The organism is Sphingomonas sp. CFBP 13706, assembly GCF_014842355.1.
GTDB classification, from domain to species: domain Bacteria; phylum Pseudomonadota; class Alphaproteobacteria; order Sphingomonadales; family Sphingomonadaceae; genus Sphingomonas; species Sphingomonas aerolata.
Genome location: NZ_JACYVM010000002.1, coordinates 344,980 through 359,288 on the forward strand (window position 1 = coordinate 344,980; position 14,309 = coordinate 359,288).

Annotated in this window: 16 protein-coding genes and 2 tRNA genes; 11 read left to right on the forward strand and 7 right to left on the reverse strand. The window is 66.1% G+C overall.

Annotated features, from left to right (window positions below):
- Positions 1-9 precede the first annotated feature (9 nt).
- Together IFS44_RS04940 and IFS44_RS04945 are read right to left on the reverse strand one after the other, a co-directional pair.
- Positions 10-2,040, reverse strand: a complete 2,031-nt coding sequence (locus IFS44_RS04940) for a 3-hydroxyacyl-CoA dehydrogenase NAD-binding domain-containing protein (RefSeq protein ID WP_192097715.1) — start codon at positions 2,038-2,040, stop codon at positions 10-12.
- A gap of 30 nt (positions 2,041-2,070) precedes the next feature.
- Positions 2,071-3,300 carry a serine hydrolase domain-containing protein gene (locus tag IFS44_RS04945; protein WP_192097716.1) on the reverse strand — a complete coding sequence of 410 codons (1,230 nt, stop codon included), beginning with the start codon at positions 3,298-3,300 and terminating at the stop codon, positions 2,071-2,073.
- A 187-nt stretch (positions 3,301-3,487) separates the two neighbouring features.
- Between IFS44_RS04945 and IFS44_RS04950 the strand changes: the two genes are divergently transcribed.
- From IFS44_RS04950 to IFS44_RS04965, 4 genes are all read left to right on the forward strand, one after another.
- Positions 3,488-5,197, forward strand: a complete 1,710-nt coding sequence (locus IFS44_RS04950) for a class I adenylate-forming enzyme family protein (RefSeq protein WP_192097893.1) — start codon at positions 3,488-3,490, stop codon at positions 5,195-5,197.
- A 243-nt stretch (positions 5,198-5,440) separates the two neighbouring features.
- Positions 5,441-6,589 (forward strand): AI-2E family transporter, encoded by a 1,149-nt coding sequence (locus IFS44_RS04955; RefSeq protein ID WP_081874318.1) that lies wholly within the window; start codon positions 5,441-5,443, stop codon positions 6,587-6,589.
- A 55-nt stretch (positions 6,590-6,644) separates the two neighbouring features.
- Positions 6,645-6,721 (forward strand) — tRNA-Asp (locus tag IFS44_RS04960).
- An 89-nt stretch (positions 6,722-6,810) separates the two neighbouring features.
- Positions 6,811-6,887, forward strand: a tRNA-Asp gene (locus IFS44_RS04965).
- A gap of 72 nt (positions 6,888-6,959) precedes the next feature.
- On the opposite strand, the gene IFS44_RS04970 is transcribed toward IFS44_RS04965, so the two are convergent.
- The 4 genes from IFS44_RS04970 to IFS44_RS04985 form a co-directional block, all read right to left on the reverse strand.
- Positions 6,960-7,160, reverse strand: coding sequence for a DUF2842 domain-containing protein (locus tag IFS44_RS04970; protein ID WP_031396564.1), 201 nt, complete (start codon positions 7,158-7,160; stop codon positions 6,960-6,962).
- Positions 7,157-7,690 (reverse strand): 5-formyltetrahydrofolate cyclo-ligase, encoded by a 534-nt coding sequence (locus IFS44_RS04975; protein WP_192097717.1) that lies wholly within the window; start codon positions 7,688-7,690, stop codon positions 7,157-7,159. The genes IFS44_RS04970 and IFS44_RS04975 overlap by 4 nt, the downstream gene beginning before the upstream one ends.
- Positions 7,691-7,906: 216 nt before the next feature.
- The gene (locus tag IFS44_RS04980; protein ID WP_031440961.1) at positions 7,907-8,215 is read right to left on the reverse strand and encodes a cell division protein ZapA; all 309 of its coding nucleotides are present in this window, start codon (positions 8,213-8,215) and stop codon (positions 7,907-7,909) included.
- The gene (locus tag IFS44_RS04985) at positions 8,215-8,439 is read right to left on the reverse strand and encodes a hypothetical protein (protein ID WP_031396567.1); all 225 of its coding nucleotides are present in this window, start codon (positions 8,437-8,439) and stop codon (positions 8,215-8,217) included. Before IFS44_RS04985 ends, IFS44_RS04980 begins: the two co-directional genes overlap by 1 nt.
- A gap of 144 nt (positions 8,440-8,583) precedes the next feature.
- Here IFS44_RS04985 and gap point away from each other — a divergent pair, with 144 nt between their 5' ends.
- The 3 genes from gap (at position 8,584) to IFS44_RS05000 (ending at position 11,367) form a co-directional block, all read left to right on the forward strand.
- Positions 8,584-9,594 carry a type I glyceraldehyde-3-phosphate dehydrogenase gene (gene gap / locus IFS44_RS04990; protein WP_031396568.1) on the forward strand — a complete coding sequence of 337 codons (1,011 nt, stop codon included), beginning with the start codon at positions 8,584-8,586 and terminating at the stop codon, positions 9,592-9,594.
- Between the two features lie 175 nt (positions 9,595-9,769).
- Entirely contained in the window at positions 9,770-10,180 is a 411-nt protein-coding gene (locus IFS44_RS04995; protein WP_183936445.1) for an MOSC domain-containing protein, read from the forward strand.
- A complete protein-coding gene (locus IFS44_RS05000) occupies positions 10,177-11,367 on the forward strand; it encodes a phosphoglycerate kinase (protein ID WP_192097718.1) in 1,191 nt (396 codons plus the stop codon). Before IFS44_RS04995 ends, IFS44_RS05000 begins: the two co-directional genes overlap by 4 nt.
- Here IFS44_RS05000 and IFS44_RS05005 read toward each other — a convergent pair.
- A complete protein-coding gene (locus IFS44_RS05005; protein WP_446740837.1) occupies positions 11,364-11,873 on the reverse strand; it encodes a TlpA family protein disulfide reductase in 510 nt (169 codons plus the stop codon). The two genes, IFS44_RS05000 and IFS44_RS05005, sit on opposite strands and share 4 nt — an antisense overlap.
- A 154-nt stretch (positions 11,874-12,027) precedes the next feature.
- Here IFS44_RS05005 and relB point away from each other — a divergent pair, with 154 nt between their 5' ends.
- The 4 genes from relB to thiE all read left to right on the forward strand — a co-directional run bounded on the left by relB (position 12,028) and on the right by thiE (position 14,280).
- Positions 12,028-12,258: a type II toxin-antitoxin system RelB family antitoxin gene (relB, locus tag IFS44_RS05010; protein WP_037527511.1), complete on the forward strand. Its 231-nt coding sequence runs from the start codon at positions 12,028-12,030 to the stop codon at positions 12,256-12,258.
- Between the two features lie 14 nt (positions 12,259-12,272).
- On the forward strand, positions 12,273-12,584 hold the full coding sequence (locus tag IFS44_RS05015; RefSeq protein ID WP_037527513.1) for a type II toxin-antitoxin system PemK/MazF family toxin: 312 nt from the start codon (positions 12,273-12,275) through the stop codon (positions 12,582-12,584).
- Positions 12,585-12,597: 13 nt separating this feature from the next.
- Entirely contained in the window at positions 12,598-13,518 is a 921-nt protein-coding gene (locus IFS44_RS05020; RefSeq protein ID WP_192071250.1) for a class I fructose-bisphosphate aldolase, read from the forward strand.
- A gap of 75 nt (positions 13,519-13,593) precedes the next feature.
- Positions 13,594-14,280 (forward strand): thiamine phosphate synthase, encoded by a 687-nt coding sequence (thiE, locus tag IFS44_RS05025; protein WP_031440955.1) that lies wholly within the window; start codon positions 13,594-13,596, stop codon positions 14,278-14,280.
- Positions 14,281-14,309: the final 29 nt, after the last annotated feature.

A 14,309-nucleotide genomic window follows, 5' to 3' on the forward strand; every position in this document is an offset into this window, starting at 1 on the left:
GCGTAGAATTTACTTGATCTTTCCACCGCTCGCGGCGGCGTCCTTGAGCGACTTGGCAACGGGGAAGCCGTATTTCTCGAGCCCCGCTACGACCTTTGGCAAGCCTTCCGACTGCGCCCAGAACATCGGCCCGCCGCGATAGACCGGCCAGCCGTAACCGTAGATCCACACCACATCGACGTCGGACGAACGCTGCGCCTTGCCCTCTTCGAGGATCAGCGCGCCTTCGTTGACCATCGTGTAAAGCGTGCGCGCGACGATCTCCTCGTCGCTGATCTCGCGCGGGGTAACGCCCGACTTGGCGCGGAAATCGTCGATGATTTCGGCGACGCGGGGGGAGTTCGACGGCGTGCGCTTCTCGTCATAGTCGTAGAAGCCCGCCTTGGTCTTCTGGCCCCAGCGGTTTTCCGCCGCCAGCGCATCGCGGATATTCTCGATCCGGCTCGGGTCGCGGTGCCAGCCGATGTCGACGCCGGCGAGGTCGCTCATCTGGAACGGGCCCATCGGCATGCCGAACGCGACATGGACGCGGTCGATCTGCTCGGGGCTCGCGCCTTCGAGCAGCAGCTTAGTCGCCTCGACCTGGCGCGGCATCAGCATGCGGTTGCCGATGAAGCCATAGGTGACGCCCGCGACCACCGCGACCTTCCTGATCTTCTTGGCGAGCGCCATGACGGTCGCGAGCACGTCATCAGCTGTCTTGTCACCGCGGACCACCTCAAGCAGTTTCATGACGTTGGCAGGCGAGAAGAAGTGCATGCCCACGACGTCCTCGGGACGCTTCGTGCACGCCGCGATCTCGTCGATGTTCAGATAGGAGGTGTTCGAGGCGAGGATCGCGCCGGGCTTGGCGATTGCGTCGAGCTTGGTGAAGATCTCCTTCTTCACCTCCATCGTCTCGTACACCGCCTCGATGATCAGGTCGCATTCGGCGAGATCGGCGAAGTCGAGCGTGGGCTTCAGCGCGCCCATCGCCTGTTCGACCTGTTCGGGCTTCATCCGGCCCTTGGCGGCGGTCGCCTCGTAATTCTTGCGGACGACGCCGGTGCCGCGGTCGAGCGCCTCCTGCTGCATCTCGACGATCGTGACGGGGATGCCGGCGGACAGGAAGTTCATCGCGATGCCGCCGCCCATCGTACCCGCGCCGATCACGCCGACGCGTTTGATCTCGCGCAGTTTCGTGTCCGCGGGGACGTCGTCGATCTTGGCGGCCTGGCGCTCGGCGAAGAAGATGTGGCGCTGCGCGGCGGACTGGACGCCCATCATGAGCGCCATGAACTGTTCGCGCTCGAACGCGATGCCGTCGGCGAAGCTCGACCCGTCGGCGGCCTTTTCGACGCAGGCGATGTTGGCGGCGGGCGCGTCGAAATTGCGGAAGCGGCGCGCGTTCTCCTTCTTGAATGCGGCGACCGCGTCGGGATCGGCCTGCGCGGTCTTCTCGGACGCGCGGGGCAGGGGGCGCTTCGCCGCGATCTCGCGCGCGAAGGCGATCGCGTCGGCTTCCAGGCTGTCCTCGCCGACGATCTTGTCGATCAGGCCGGCGTCGAGCGCCTTTTTCGCAGAGATCGGATCGCCCTTGGCGGTCATCTCGAGCGCAAGCTTGACGCCGGCGATGCGCGGGATGCGCTGCGTGCCGCCCGCGCCGGGTAGCAGGCCGAGCTTGACCTCGGGCGTGCCGATCTTGGCCGAGGGAACGGCGACGCGGTAATGGCAGCCGAGCGTGACTTCGCAGCCGCCGCCCAGCGCGGTGCCGTGGATCGCGGCGACGACGGGCTTGGACGACGCCTCGATCATGTCGACGACGGTCGGCAGGCCGGGCTCGACCATCGGCTTGCCGAATTCGGTGATGTCGGCGCCCGCGAAGAAGGTACGGCCGTCGCAGCGGATCACCATCGCGGTGATGCTCGCGTCGGCGACGCCGTCCTTGATCGCGGCTTCGAGTCCTTGGCGAACTGCCGCGCCGAGCGCGTTGACCGGCGGGTTGTTCGAGATGATGACGAGAACGTCGTCATGGCGTTCGGTGCGGATCGGGGTGGTCATTATTCTCTCCTGGTAACGGCCGCCGACGGGTCAGGTCATGGCGGCGTAGATCATCGTCTTGAGTTCGCGGCGGATGGGGTAGAGACTGCTGGGCGAGACCTGGGTCATGAAGACCATCGACAGGCGTTCGACCGGATCGATGAAGAAGGCGGTCGAGAACATCCCGCCCCAGTAATATTCGCCCTTCGACCCCGGCATCATCGATCGGACGGGATCGATGGTCACCGCGAAGCCCAGTCCGAAACCGGTGCCGGCATTCGTCGCCTCGCTGAACATCGACCGGGACATCGTCGTCAGGTCGGCGCCGCCGGGCAGATGGTTCTGCGTCATGAGTTCGAGCGTCTTGCGGCCGAGGATCCGCGCACCGTCGAGTTCGCCGCCGTTGAGGCACATCTGGCAGAAGCGTTGATAGTCCAGCGCGGTCGAGACGAGCCCGCCCCCGCCCGACAACAGCGTCGGCGGACGGCTCCACGCGCTCTTCTCGCCGCGATCGAGCATCGTGCGCCCCTTGCCCGGTGCGACCGTGTAGCAATCGGTCAGGCGATCCGTCTTGTCGGCAGGAACCTGGAATCCCGTGTCGTCCATCTTCAGCGGCACGAAGATCCGCGTCGTGAAGAAGGTGTCGAGCGTGACGCCCGAGACGCGCTCGACCACCGCGCCAAGCACGTCGGTGGCCACCGAATAATTCCACGCGGTCCCCGGCGAGAATTCGAGCGGCAGCGCGCCCAGCGCGGCGACGAACCCGTCAAGATCGAGATTGCCGTGCCAATTCTCGATCTTGCCTTCGCGATAGGCGGCGTCGACATTCGAGCGATTCTGGAAGCCGTAGGTCAGACCCGAGGTGTGGCGGAGCAGGTCGATCATCCGCATCGGCTCGGCGGTCGGTTTCACCGCAAAGGGGACCCCCGCACCGCCGCCGTTATAAACGCCGATCCCCTTGAACGCGGGCAGGACGTGATGGACCGGCGTGTCGAGCGCGACGAGGCCCTGCTCGACCAGCATCATGAACGCGACCGAGGTGATCGGTTTCGTCATCGACGCGATCCGGAACAGCGACGTTTCGTCGATTGGCGCGCCGCCCTCGCGGGCTAGGCCCTGATGCGAGAAATGCACGGTTTCGCCGTCGCGCGTGATCAGCAGCTGCGCATTGGGGAGCTTGCCGGTGACGATATAGCGGTCTTTCAACAGCCTATCGATCGCGGCGAGCCGTGCTGGATCGAAGCCATTCCGTTCAGCCGCCCCAGCGAACGCGGCGGTCATCGCCAGCTTCCCCGCATGCACCATACCCCCGGTTCGAACATGGGCACTCCTATTGCCTTGAGTGGCGTGCAAATCAACTCTAAACGTGCATCTGGTTGGCGGATAAGCCAAACCCGAAATTCATATTTGGAGTAGGCTGGCCTTGGCTCATGAACCAATCATCGCCCTGGACCCCAACTGGCCGGTCATGTCGATGGCGGAAACCGAACGGCGTCTGACCGCGCCGGGCGGCAAGTTCGAGATGGAGACCGTGACGATCGGCGGGGTCGCGACGCGCGTGTGGAAGAATGCGCCGCCGTCGCTGCGTTACCTGATCGAGGCCGCGCGCGGTCATGGCGAGCGGGTCTTCACCATCTATGAAGACGAGCGTGTGACCTATGAAGCGACGTGGCGCGCGGTGACGACGCTGGCGGCGCATCTGCGGGCGCTCGGCATCGGGCCGGGCGACCGCGTCGCGCTGGCGATGCGCAACCTGCCCGAATGGCCGGTCGCGTTCTTCGCAGCGACCGCGATCGGCGCGGTGATGGTGCCGTTGAACGCGTGGTGGACGGGTGCGGAGATGGCCTATGGTCTCGCCGATTCGAGTGCCCGGGTTCTGATCACCGACGATGAACGCCATCACCGGCTCGAGGATATCTACGCGACGATCCCGTCGCTGGAGCAGGTGCTGGTCAGCCGCGCGGTCGCGCCGCTGACGGGTATCGCAGGGCCGCTGGAGGGCGTGATCGGGACGTCCTCGCACTGGGCGGCGCTGCCCGATCAGCCGCTGCCCGACGCGGTGATCGCGCCCGACGACGATGCGACAATCTTCTATACGAGCGGCACGACCGGTGCCCCCAAGGGGGCGCTGGGGACGCATCGCAACATGATGTCGAACATCCTGACCGGGGGCTATTCGGGCGCGCGCTCGGCCTTGCGGCGCGGCGAGGCGCCGCCCGAGCCGACCCCGCGCGTGACGCTGACTGTCATCCCGCTCTTCCACGTCACCGCCTGCTCGGCGGGCATGATGGGCGTGATCGCGACGGGGAGCACGATGATCTTCATGCGCAAGTGGGACACCGTCCGTGCGATGGAGATCATAGAACGCGAAAAGGTGAACGTGACCGGCGGCGTGCCGACGATCGCGTGGCAGCTGATCGAGCATCCCGACCGCGGCAACTATGATCTCTCGTCGCTCGAATCGATCGCCTATGGCGGCGCGCCCTCGGCCCCCGAGCTGGTCAGGCGCATCCATAGCGAGCTCGGCGCGCTGCCCGGCAATGGCTGGGGCATGACCGAGACGATGGCGACGGTTACGCATCACGGCGCGGAGGATTATCTCAACCGGCCGAGCAGTGCGGGGCCCCCCGCGCCGGTCGTCGACCTGAAGATCGTCGCGGAGGACGGCGTCACCGCGCTTCCGATCGGCGAGGTCGGCGAGCTCTGGGCGCGCGGGCCGATGATCGTGAAGGGCTATTGGAACAAGCCGGAGGCGACCGCGACGACGTTCATCGACGGCTGGGTGCGGACGGGCGATCTCGCGCGGCTCGACGAGGAGGGTTTCTGCTACATCGTCGACCGCGCCAAGGACATGATCATCCGGGGTGGCGAAAACATCTATTCGTCGGAGGTGGAGAACGTCCTCTATGCGCATCCCGCGGTCACCGACTGTGCGCTGATCGGACTGCCGCACCGCACGCTGGGCGAGGAGCCGGTCGCCGTCGTCCACCTTGCCCCCGGTGCGCGGGCAAGCGAGGCGGAACTGCAGGCCTGGGTGCGCGAACGGCTCGCGGCGTTCAAGACGCCCGTTGCCATCCGCTTCGTGCCCGAGACCTTGCCCCGCAACGCGAACGGCAAGATCCTGAAAAAGGACCTGCAATCGCTTTTTGCGGATCGGATTCCGGCCACGGCATCATAGTTCAGGGCGATTCGTCCTGCATCGCGCAGGCGGAGTGTCAACACCGCTTGAATGCCGCCCCGATTGTGACAAGGGGAAGGGCAAGCGAGGGGTAACGGCATGGCGAACGACGATTATACGGCCCAGGCGGGTACGGCGGACGTCCATGAGGGAGGGCCGCCGCCCGCTAGGGGCGGGGCAACCACGGAAACCAGCGCGGAAGGGGTGTTCGAACCCCCGATCGGCGTTGGTGTCGAGGATGCGATGCGGATCGCGCAGCGACGCGATCGCCTGCTCGCCGCGCTGACGCTGACCGCCGGAATCGGGCTGGTCATCGCGTTGCCGTTCGCGTTGAAGGCAGGGGCGGAGTTCTTCCTGCCGCTGACGACCGCGCTGGTGATCGCCGTCGCACTGATTCCAGTGCTCGAATGGCTCGAACGGCGGGGCGTGCCGTCGCCGATCGCGGCGCTCGCGTGCATTCTGGTGTTCCTGGTCGCGGCCAATGTCGCGATCGCCGCGATCCTCGTGCCGGCAACCGACTTTTTTCGGCTGCTGCCGACACGGCTCGATCGGATCCAGAGCAATCTGGCGCCGCTGCTCGATCTCTATTCGAGCCTCGAGAAATATGTGAACAAGACGCTGCGGCAGGTCGCGTCGACGCCGATCAAGCAGCCTGCAACCGCGGGCGTCGCGGCGCCAAGTTCGATCCTGGAATTCGCCGCGACATCCGCGCCGGCGGTGATCGTCCAGCTGCTGTTCGGGATCCTGATCGTGTTCTTCTTCCTGTCCGGCTGGACGGGCATGCGACGGCAGACGATCACGGGCCGCACGAGCTTCGACGGGGCGATGGCGACCGCACGCGTGATTCAGGACGTGGTCGACGACGTCTCGGCCTATCTCGGCACGATCACGGTCATCAATGTCCTGCTCGGGATCGTGACCGGCACCGCCTTGTGGGCGATCGGCATGCCCTATCCGGCGATGTGGGGCGGGATCGTCGCCCTGCTGAACTACATCCCCTATTTCGGACCCGTGATCGGCGCTTTCCTGCTCGGCCTGGGCGGGTTGATGACCTTTTCGGATATCTGGATGGCGCTGCTTCCCCCGGCATTGATGTACGGGCTGCATCTGGTCGAGGCGAATGCGATCACGCCGTTCATCGTCGGCCACCGGCTGACGATCAGCCCGCTGCTGATCCTGATCTCTCTGAGCTTCTGGGGCTGGGTCTGGGGCACGCTCGGCGCGTTGCTGGCGGTGCCGCTGCTGATCATCATTCAGACCGTGCTGGGCGCGGCGGGCAAGCCCGATATCGCGGGGTTCCTGTTCGAGCACGGCACGCTCGTGCAGCAGAAAAGCGGGCGGAATCGTCGCCGGGGGGACGCGTCCGACGACCAACGTGAAACAGGCGGCTGAATGGGGGTTGACGCTATCCCAACCCTCGCCTAGTTGCCGCCTCCACGCTGTTTCAGCGGGTGTAGCTCAGTTGGTTAGAGCGCCGGCCTGTCACGCCGGAGGTCGCGGGTTCGAGTCCCGTCACTCGCGCCATCGTTCGTCGATGGTGTGAGATAGTGTCTACGACGGTGACGACCGCCACACCCGTTTGCGGGTAGTGTGCAGAGGTCGTCATTGGGAATGCGGGTGTAGCTCAGTTGGTTAGAGCGCCGGCCTGTCACGCCGGAGGTCGCGGGTTCGAGTCCCGTCACTCGCGCCACCCTTAAGGGGTGGCCGAGACCCCCATTAAATTATCAGCCGCCCCGAGATGCCGTCCGCTTAGCGACCGGGATCAGCGCCCCGTCTCCATCCATCGCAGCACGGGTTTCAGCGGCGCTATCCAGATCAGCCCTGTGACGAGATAGAATGCCAGCTGGCCCAGCCAGTGCCAGCTGCCGACGATCGTCGACAGGCTGACGATCGCGACGCACCACAGGGTGATCAGCAACAGGATGCCGAGCATCCCGGCGGGTTTGCGCCAGCTAGGTGTCATGGCGTGATCCAGTCCTTGTCTGTGGCGATGGCGTGAAGCGGCACGTCCCAGGCGTCGGGCGTCAGCGCGTCGACCTCCTGGATCGCCAGCGCGATGCCGATTCGCCATGCGTCGGGATGCGCGAGAAATGCGCGGTCGTAATAGCCTGCGCCCTGGCCGATGCGATTGCCGTGGCGATCGAACCCCACCAGTGGGGTCAGGATGATGTCGGGGGCGAGCGCGGCGGCATCGGCCGGGGGCTGGTGAAGCCCGAAGGGGCCGGCGATCAGCGCCGCCTCGGTCTCCCACGCGAGAAACCGCATCGGCTGGTCGCGGCGCACGACGTGTGGAAGCGCGATGACGCACCCTGCCTCGACAGCGGCGCGTGCGAAGGGGGAGGGATCCGCCTCGCCAGCCATCGGAACATAGGAGGCGATGGTCAGACCGGGCGAAAGCCGGGCCAGGAACGCGTCCGGGACGCGGATCTCAACCGGCGAGGCGGCCGCACGGGCGGCCCGCAATGCGGTGCGGAGCGCGGCCTTGTCGCTCACGGGTGCGGATCGATCATGCGGGTATCGTCCGATGACGGGAATGGTGATGTGGCGGGCCCACCATGGCCGTGTGCCGGGTTATCCACTGACGCACGGTACGTCAGGTGGGGACCATATGCTTCGGACCAGGGTCCTAACAGGGACAGTCCCCTATGGATGATGAATAGCCTCAGGGATAATAAAGGCTCGTACCGGGCAGAACCCGCCAAGGCCAATCTAGGCGCTCGGCGGGCTTTGCTCAAGGGCCTGTGCGAGTCCTTCGAGACGATCGGCGATGCGCGTCAGGGCGATCTCGCTGACCGCCGATCCTTCGGGCGGCCGATGCGCGGCTTCGTCGAGATCGTCGGCGAGCATGAGCGCTACGAACAGCATCGCGCGTTCGGCGCTGAGCCCCCCGGCGGCGCGGTCCGCGACCGGCCAGCGTTCGGCGAGCATCGCGCCGAGCAGACGCACGCGCGACTCCTCGCCGTCGCGACACGCCACCGCATGCGGGCGGCCACCGATATCGAGCATGACCTGTGCCATCAGTTGGGGCTCCCACGGGTGATGACGTCGTCGAGCGCGGCGACCGCCTCCGCCATGCGCGCCTTGAGCGCGGCATGCCGCCTGGCGAGTGCGTCGCCGCTTTCGGCGCGTGCGTGGATCGCGGCTTCGATCCGGCCGATAGCGGCGTCGATCCTGTCGACCGCGGTTGGACCGTCGGGAGGCCTGTCGACGGCCGTCGGCGCGTCGGGAAGAGTATCTGGCATAGATTGCGAGATAGCATGGCCGGGGGGCGCGGCAAGCGGCTTTCGCCCGTGCCGTACACCGTCCATGGTGTTGACAGGGCGCCCCACCGCCCCGCAAAGGCAGCGCGCCCGGAACGGACTCACGGGCGTAGCGGAGATACAGCAATGACGGTCAAGGTTGCGATCAACGGTTTCGGGCGGATCGGCCGGCTCGTTGCCCGCGCGGTTCTCGAGCAGTCGAACGGCGCACTCGAACTCGTCGCGATCAACGATCTCGGCGACGCCAAGTCGAACGCCTGGCTGTTCAAGCGCGACAGCGTTCACGGCAAATATCCGGGCGACGTGTCGGCCGAGGGCAATGAACTCGTCGTCGACGGCAAGCGCATCCGCGTCACTGCCGAGCGCGACCCCGCCAACCTGCCGCACGCCGAACTGGGCGTCGACATCGTGCTCGAATGCACCGGCTTCTTCACCGACAAGGCAAGCTGCCAGAAGCATCTCGACGCCGGCGCCAAGAAGGTGCTGATCTCGGCACCGGGCAAGAATGTCGACCTGACGGTCGTCTATGGCGTCAATCACGACAAGCTGACGGCCGAGCACACGATCGTGTCGAACGCGTCGTGCACGACCAACTGTCTGGCCCCCGTTGCCAAGGTGCTGAACGATGCGATCGGCATCGAGCGCGGCCTGATGACGACGATCCACGCCTATACCAACGACCAGAAGATCCTCGATCAGATCCACCCGGACCTGCGTCGCGCACGCGCTGCGGCGATGTCGATGATCCCGACCACGACGGGCGCCGCGCGTGCCGTGTCCGAAGTGCTGCCCGAACTGAAGGGCAAGCTCGACGGCTCGGCGATCCGCGTGCCCGTGCCGGACGTCTCGCTGATCGACCTGACCTTCACCCCGTCGCGCGACACGACGCGCGAAGAAGTGAACGCGGTGCTGAAGGCGGCATCCGAGAGCGGCCCGCTGGTCGGCGTGCTCGACTGGTCGGACGAGCCGCTCGTCTCGATCGATCTCCAGCATACCCCGGCCTCGTCGACGATCGACAGCCTGGAGACCGCGGTGATCGACGGCAAGCTGGTCCGCGTCGTCAGCTGGTACGACAATGAATGGGGCTTCTCGAACCGCATGGTCGACACGGCCACGGCGATGGCGAAGTTCATCTGAGGTAGAATACGAGAATGCGGTTCCGCTTCCTCCCTTGCCGTTCGCTTCGAGCGAAGTCGAGAAGTCGCCGCTCGTGACAGCTGGTGTCTCGACTGCGCTCGACACGAACGGGAAAGAGGCCGGGGCCGCAGGCACGATCGCCGGCATCGCGCGTCACGCTCGCGCGAAAGCTCCGATGGAGGTCATCGACCATGTCGAGATCACCATCGAGGCCGGCCTGCACGGTGACTTTCGCGGCTATGTGAAGCCCGGCGGCCGGGGACGGCGCCAGGTCACGTTGCTTGAACGCGGCGACTGGGACGCCGCGATGGCCGAAGTCGGCTGCGATATTCCCTGGTACGAACGCCGCGCGAACCTTCTCGTCGACGGCTTCGACCTTCCCCAGATACCTGGCACCCGGCTTCGCATCGGCGCGGACGTGGTGCTGGAGGTGACGCGCCACACCGATCCGTGCGAACGCATGGAGGCCCTGGCGCCAGGATTGTTCGCCGCGCTCACGCCCGACTGGCGGGGCGGGGCGTGTACCCGCGTTTTGATGGGCGGCAGAATCGCCGTCGGTGACGAGATCAGGATCGAAGAACCATGAGCAAGCCATTCAAGACGCTCGACGACATGGGCGATGTGCGGGGCAAGCGCGTGCTCGTCCGCGAAGACCTCAACGTGCCGATGGCCGAAGGCGCCGTCACCGACGACACGCGCTTGCGGGCGACCGTCGCGACGGTCGGCGAGCTGGCCGACAAGGGCGCGATCGTCCTGATCCTCGCCCATTTCGGCCGCCCCAAGGGCAATCCGAGCCCGGAATTCTCGCTCTCGCAGGTCGTGCGGCCGTATAGCGACGTGCTCGGCCGCGAGGTTCGCTATGTCGACTGGGAGGGCGCGGACGACGCGGTCGCGATGCTCGAACCCGGCGATATCGCCGTCCTCGAGAACACTCGATTCTTCGGCGGCGAGGAGACGAATGATCCGGCGGTGGTCGCGCGTTTCGCCAGCCTGGGCGATCTCTACGTCAACGACGCCTTTTCGGCCGCGCACCGCGCGCACGCCTCGACCGAGGGTCTGGCACACGTCCTGCCCGCCTTTGCCGGCCGTGCGATGGAGGCCGAGCTCGACGCGCTCCAGAAGGCGCTGGGTGCGCCGGAGCATCCCGTGGCAGCAGTCGTTGGCGGCGCAAAGGTATCGTCGAAGCTCGACGTGCTGCGGCACCTGGTCACGCGCGTCGATCACCTGATCATCGGCGGCGGCATGGCCAACACCTTCCTCGCGGCGCGCGGCGTCGATGTCGGCAAGAGCCTGTGCGAGCATGAGCTCGCCGCCACCTGCGAACAGATCATGGACGCTGCCGACAAGGCGAACTGCACGGTCCATCTGCCGTACGATGTCGTCGTTGCGAAGGAGTTCAAGCCGAACCCCGGCACGCGCACGATCAACGTGCACGAGGTCGCAGCGGACGAGATGATCCTCGACGTTGGCCCGGCCGCGGTCGAATCGCTTGGCGACGTCCTGAAGAATTGCCGGACTCTCGTCTGGAATGGTCCGCTCGGCGCGTTCGAGACGCCGCCGTTCGACACCGCCACGGTCGCGCTCGCCAAAACGGCGGCGGCACTCACCGAGGGTGGTTCGCTGGTCTCGGTCGCGGGCGGCGGCGATACGGTCGCGGCGCTCAACCATGCCGGGGTCGCGGATGCATTTACCTTCGTATCGACGGCCGGCGGTGCGTTCCTGGAATGGATGGAGGGCAAGGACCTGCCCGGCGTCGCCGCGCTGACCCGTTAAGGCGTCGGCGCCGGCTCGTTGAGCAGGGGCACGAGCAGCCTGTTCAGGTCGGCCAGGTCGAACGCGCCGGGTTTCGCATAGCGGACGACCCCGGCGCGATCGATGATGTAGTTGGTTGGCAGCGCGCCCATGACGCCAAACGCGCCCTTGATCCGCCGGGCCGATGGTATCGCCAACGCCGCGAAGACCGGTTTCAGTTTGTACGCCGGGAGCGAATCTTCGGTTGCGACCGCGAAGACGCGCAGACCGTTGTCCTTGCGGAGCCGATAATAGGTATCGAGCAGCGGCAGTTCCGCCTTGCACGGCCCGCACCATGTCGCCCAGAAATTGAGGATGACGACCTGTCCGTGCAGGTCGGTGCTGCTGATCCTGCTGCCGTCGATCAGCGTCATCTCGAACCTTGGCGCCCGGTCGCCGACCTTGATCGTCGCCGTGGCGTGAGACGGCGTCATCGCGATCGCGAGCGCCAGAGCGCTCGCGACCACGCCCGTTGTCGAAACCGTCATTGCCCGCTCTCCCCCCGGAGGTTTTCCCTTCGCGATCCTCGGCGTCCGGGGATCGTGCGTCAATCCGTCCCTGGCGCGCGTTCGAGTGCGGTCGGGCAGGGGTTGATCCAGCGCCGCCCCTTGCCTATGTTTAACATGTTAAACGGAGACTCGGATGCTCGGCGTCAGGCTCGATAGCGACCTCGAAGAACGACTCGCGGCGGTCGCCCGCACGCAAGGACGCAGCAAGAGCGATATCGCACGCGAAGCCGTGCGCCGCTACGTCGAACGCCACGATGAAGCGTTCCTTGCGGAGGCAAAGCGGCAATCGCTCCTCGCTGCCGCACATGATCGACACGCGAAGGACGAAGACTGGGATGCCATGTTCGCGGAGTCCCTGACGTGAAAATTACACGGGGCATGGTCGTGATCGGGGCTGGCAAAGGGGAGTCTTCCCGGAAGCCACGACCGTTCCTCGTCGTTCAGTCAGACCTGTTCGCTGATCATGGCACGGTCTCGCTGTGCCCACTCACCAGCGTCATCACCGGCACCAGCCTCTTTCGCGTGTCGCTCGAGGCGTCGCCCGAGACGGGTCTTCTCTGCGACAGCGAGATTCAGGTTGACAGGCTCGACACGCTCGACCGCAACGCCATCGTCAAGATTATCGGTACGATACCCATCACCACCATGACCCGGGTCGACGACGCGCTGCGCCGCTGGCTCGAACTCTAAGACAGGAATGACCATGACCTCGACCATCACACCGCACGTCAAATCCATCCTCGACAAGTATGAGGCCACGAGTTCGGCCGTAAAGGCGAACCTTGCGCGCATCCTGATGCAGGGCAAGCTCGGCGGCACCGGCAAGCTGGTGATCCTGCCCGTCGACCAGGGTTTCGAGCACGGCCCGGCACGCAGCTTCTCGGTCAATCCTGCGGCGTACGACCCGCATTACCATTATCAGCTTGCGATCGACGCCGGGCTTAGCGCCTATGCAGCGCCGCTCGGCATGCTCGAGGCGGGCGCGGACACGTTCGCCGGGCAGATCCCGACGATCCTGAAGTGCAACAGCTCGAACAGCTGGGCGACGTCGATCGACCAGGCGGTGACCGCGACCGTGGCGGACGCCGTGCGGCTCGGCTCGGCGGCAATCGGCTTTACCATCTATCCGGGCGCGGACCAGTTCTTCGACCTGGTCGAGGAAATTCGCGAGCTGAGCGAAGAGGCCAAGTCGGTCGGCATCGCAACCGTGATCTGGTCCTATCCGCGCGGCGGCGAGCTGACCAAGGACGGCGAGCTCGCACTCGACGTCGGCGCCTATGCCGCGCACATGGCCGCGTTGCTCGGCGCGCACATCATCAAGACCAAGTTGCCGACCGATCATATCGAGCAGAAGGAAGCCAAGCCGCTTTATGCCGGCACCGACTGGTCCAAGCAGGCCGATCGCGTCCGCCACGTCGTCCAGTCGAGCTTTGCCGGGCGTCGCATCAACGTGTTCTCGGGCGGCGCGTCCAAGGGTGCCGATGCGGTCTTCCAGGATGCACGCGATATTCGTGACGGCGGTGGCAACGGCTCGATCATCGGCCGCAACACCTTCCAGCGTCCGCGCGACGAGGCACTGGCGATGCTCGACCGGATCATCCGGATCTACAAGAACGAGGAATAAGCGCGGCTTCGCCCGTCCGTCATCCCGGCTCTGCGCCGGGGTGACGGGCGCGGCGCGACCCGCTAGGGGCGGGGAATGACCGAAGAAGATCCGCTGGGCCCGCTCGACCCGACATTCGCCGAGAATTTCCGTCGCGACATGCGGCGGCCGCCATGTCAGCTCTATCTCGTCTCGCCGCTCGACGTCGGCGGCGACTTTCCCGAACGACTGGCACGCGCGCTCGACGCCGGGCCGGTGGCGGCGTTCCAGTTTCGCGTGAAGGACATCGACCAGCACGCCGCTGCGGCGCTCGGCGCCCCGCTGCGCGCGATCTGCGCCGAGCGCGACGTCGCGTTCATCGTCAACGACGATATCGGGCTGGCAAAGCGGCTCGATGCGGACGGCGTGCATCTCGGGCAGAGCGATGGCGATCCGCGCGAGGCGCGCGCGCAGCTCGGCCCCAATGCGCAGATCGGCGTGACCTGTCACGGCAGCCGGCATCTGGCGATGGAAGCGGGCGAGGCCGGCGCGGACTATGTCGCGTTCGGGGCCTTTCATCCGACCACGACCAAGACCGTCGAGCATCTGGCCGAGCCCGTGCTCCTGTCCTGGTGGTCGACGCTGTTCGAAATGCCGTGTGTCGCGATCGGCGGGATCACGCCGGACAATGCCGCGGCGCTGGCGGCGGCGGGGGCCGATTTCATCGCGGTGTCGGGCGCCGTCTGGAATGGTGACGAGGTCGCTGCGGTCAAGGCATTCGGCGAGGTGCTCGCCAAGCGCTGAGCCTGATGCGGGACTGGTGTTACAAGGAC

What these genes read in the sequence shown, in the direction of transcription:
- IFS44_RS04940 (WP_192097715.1), bottom strand. Translation starts at nt 2,040, where the DNA reads ATGACCACCCCGATCCGCACCGAACGCCATGACGACGTTCTCGTCATC.
- IFS44_RS04945 (WP_192097716.1), bottom strand. Translation starts at nt 3,300, where the DNA reads ATGACCGCCGCGTTCGCTGGGGCGGCTGAACGGAATGGCTTCGATCCA.
- IFS44_RS04950 (WP_192097893.1), top strand. Translation starts at nt 3,488, where the DNA reads ATGTCGATGGCGGAAACCGAACGGCGTCTGACCGCGCCGGGCGGCAAG.
- IFS44_RS04955 (WP_081874318.1), top strand. Translation starts at nt 5,441, where the DNA reads ATGCGGATCGCGCAGCGACGCGATCGCCTGCTCGCCGCGCTGACGCTG.
- IFS44_RS04970 (WP_031396564.1), bottom strand. Translation starts at nt 7,160, where the DNA reads ATGACACCTAGCTGGCGCAAACCCGCCGGGATGCTCGGCATCCTGTTG.
- IFS44_RS04980 (WP_031440961.1), bottom strand. Translation starts at nt 8,215, where the DNA reads ATGGCACAGGTCATGCTCGATATCGGTGGCCGCCCGCATGCGGTGGCG.
- IFS44_RS04985 (WP_031396567.1), bottom strand. Translation starts at nt 8,439, where the DNA reads ATGCCAGATACTCTTCCCGACGCGCCGACGGCCGTCGACAGGCCTCCC.
- gap (WP_031396568.1), top strand. Translation starts at nt 8,584, where the DNA reads ATGACGGTCAAGGTTGCGATCAACGGTTTCGGGCGGATCGGCCGGCTC.
- IFS44_RS04995 (WP_183936445.1), top strand. Translation starts at nt 9,770, where the DNA reads ATGGAGGTCATCGACCATGTCGAGATCACCATCGAGGCCGGCCTGCAC.
- IFS44_RS05000 (WP_192097718.1), top strand. Translation starts at nt 10,177, where the DNA reads ATGAGCAAGCCATTCAAGACGCTCGACGACATGGGCGATGTGCGGGGC.
- IFS44_RS05005 (WP_446740837.1), bottom strand. Translation starts at nt 11,873, where the DNA reads ATGACGGTTTCGACAACGGGCGTGGTCGCGAGCGCTCTGGCGCTCGCG.
- relB (WP_037527511.1), top strand. Translation starts at nt 12,028, where the DNA reads ATGCTCGGCGTCAGGCTCGATAGCGACCTCGAAGAACGACTCGCGGCG.
- IFS44_RS05015 (WP_037527513.1), top strand. Translation starts at nt 12,273, where the DNA reads ATGGTCGTGATCGGGGCTGGCAAAGGGGAGTCTTCCCGGAAGCCACGA.
- IFS44_RS05020 (WP_192071250.1), top strand. Translation starts at nt 12,598, where the DNA reads ATGACCTCGACCATCACACCGCACGTCAAATCCATCCTCGACAAGTAT.
- thiE (WP_031440955.1), top strand. Translation starts at nt 13,594, where the DNA reads ATGACCGAAGAAGATCCGCTGGGCCCGCTCGACCCGACATTCGCCGAG.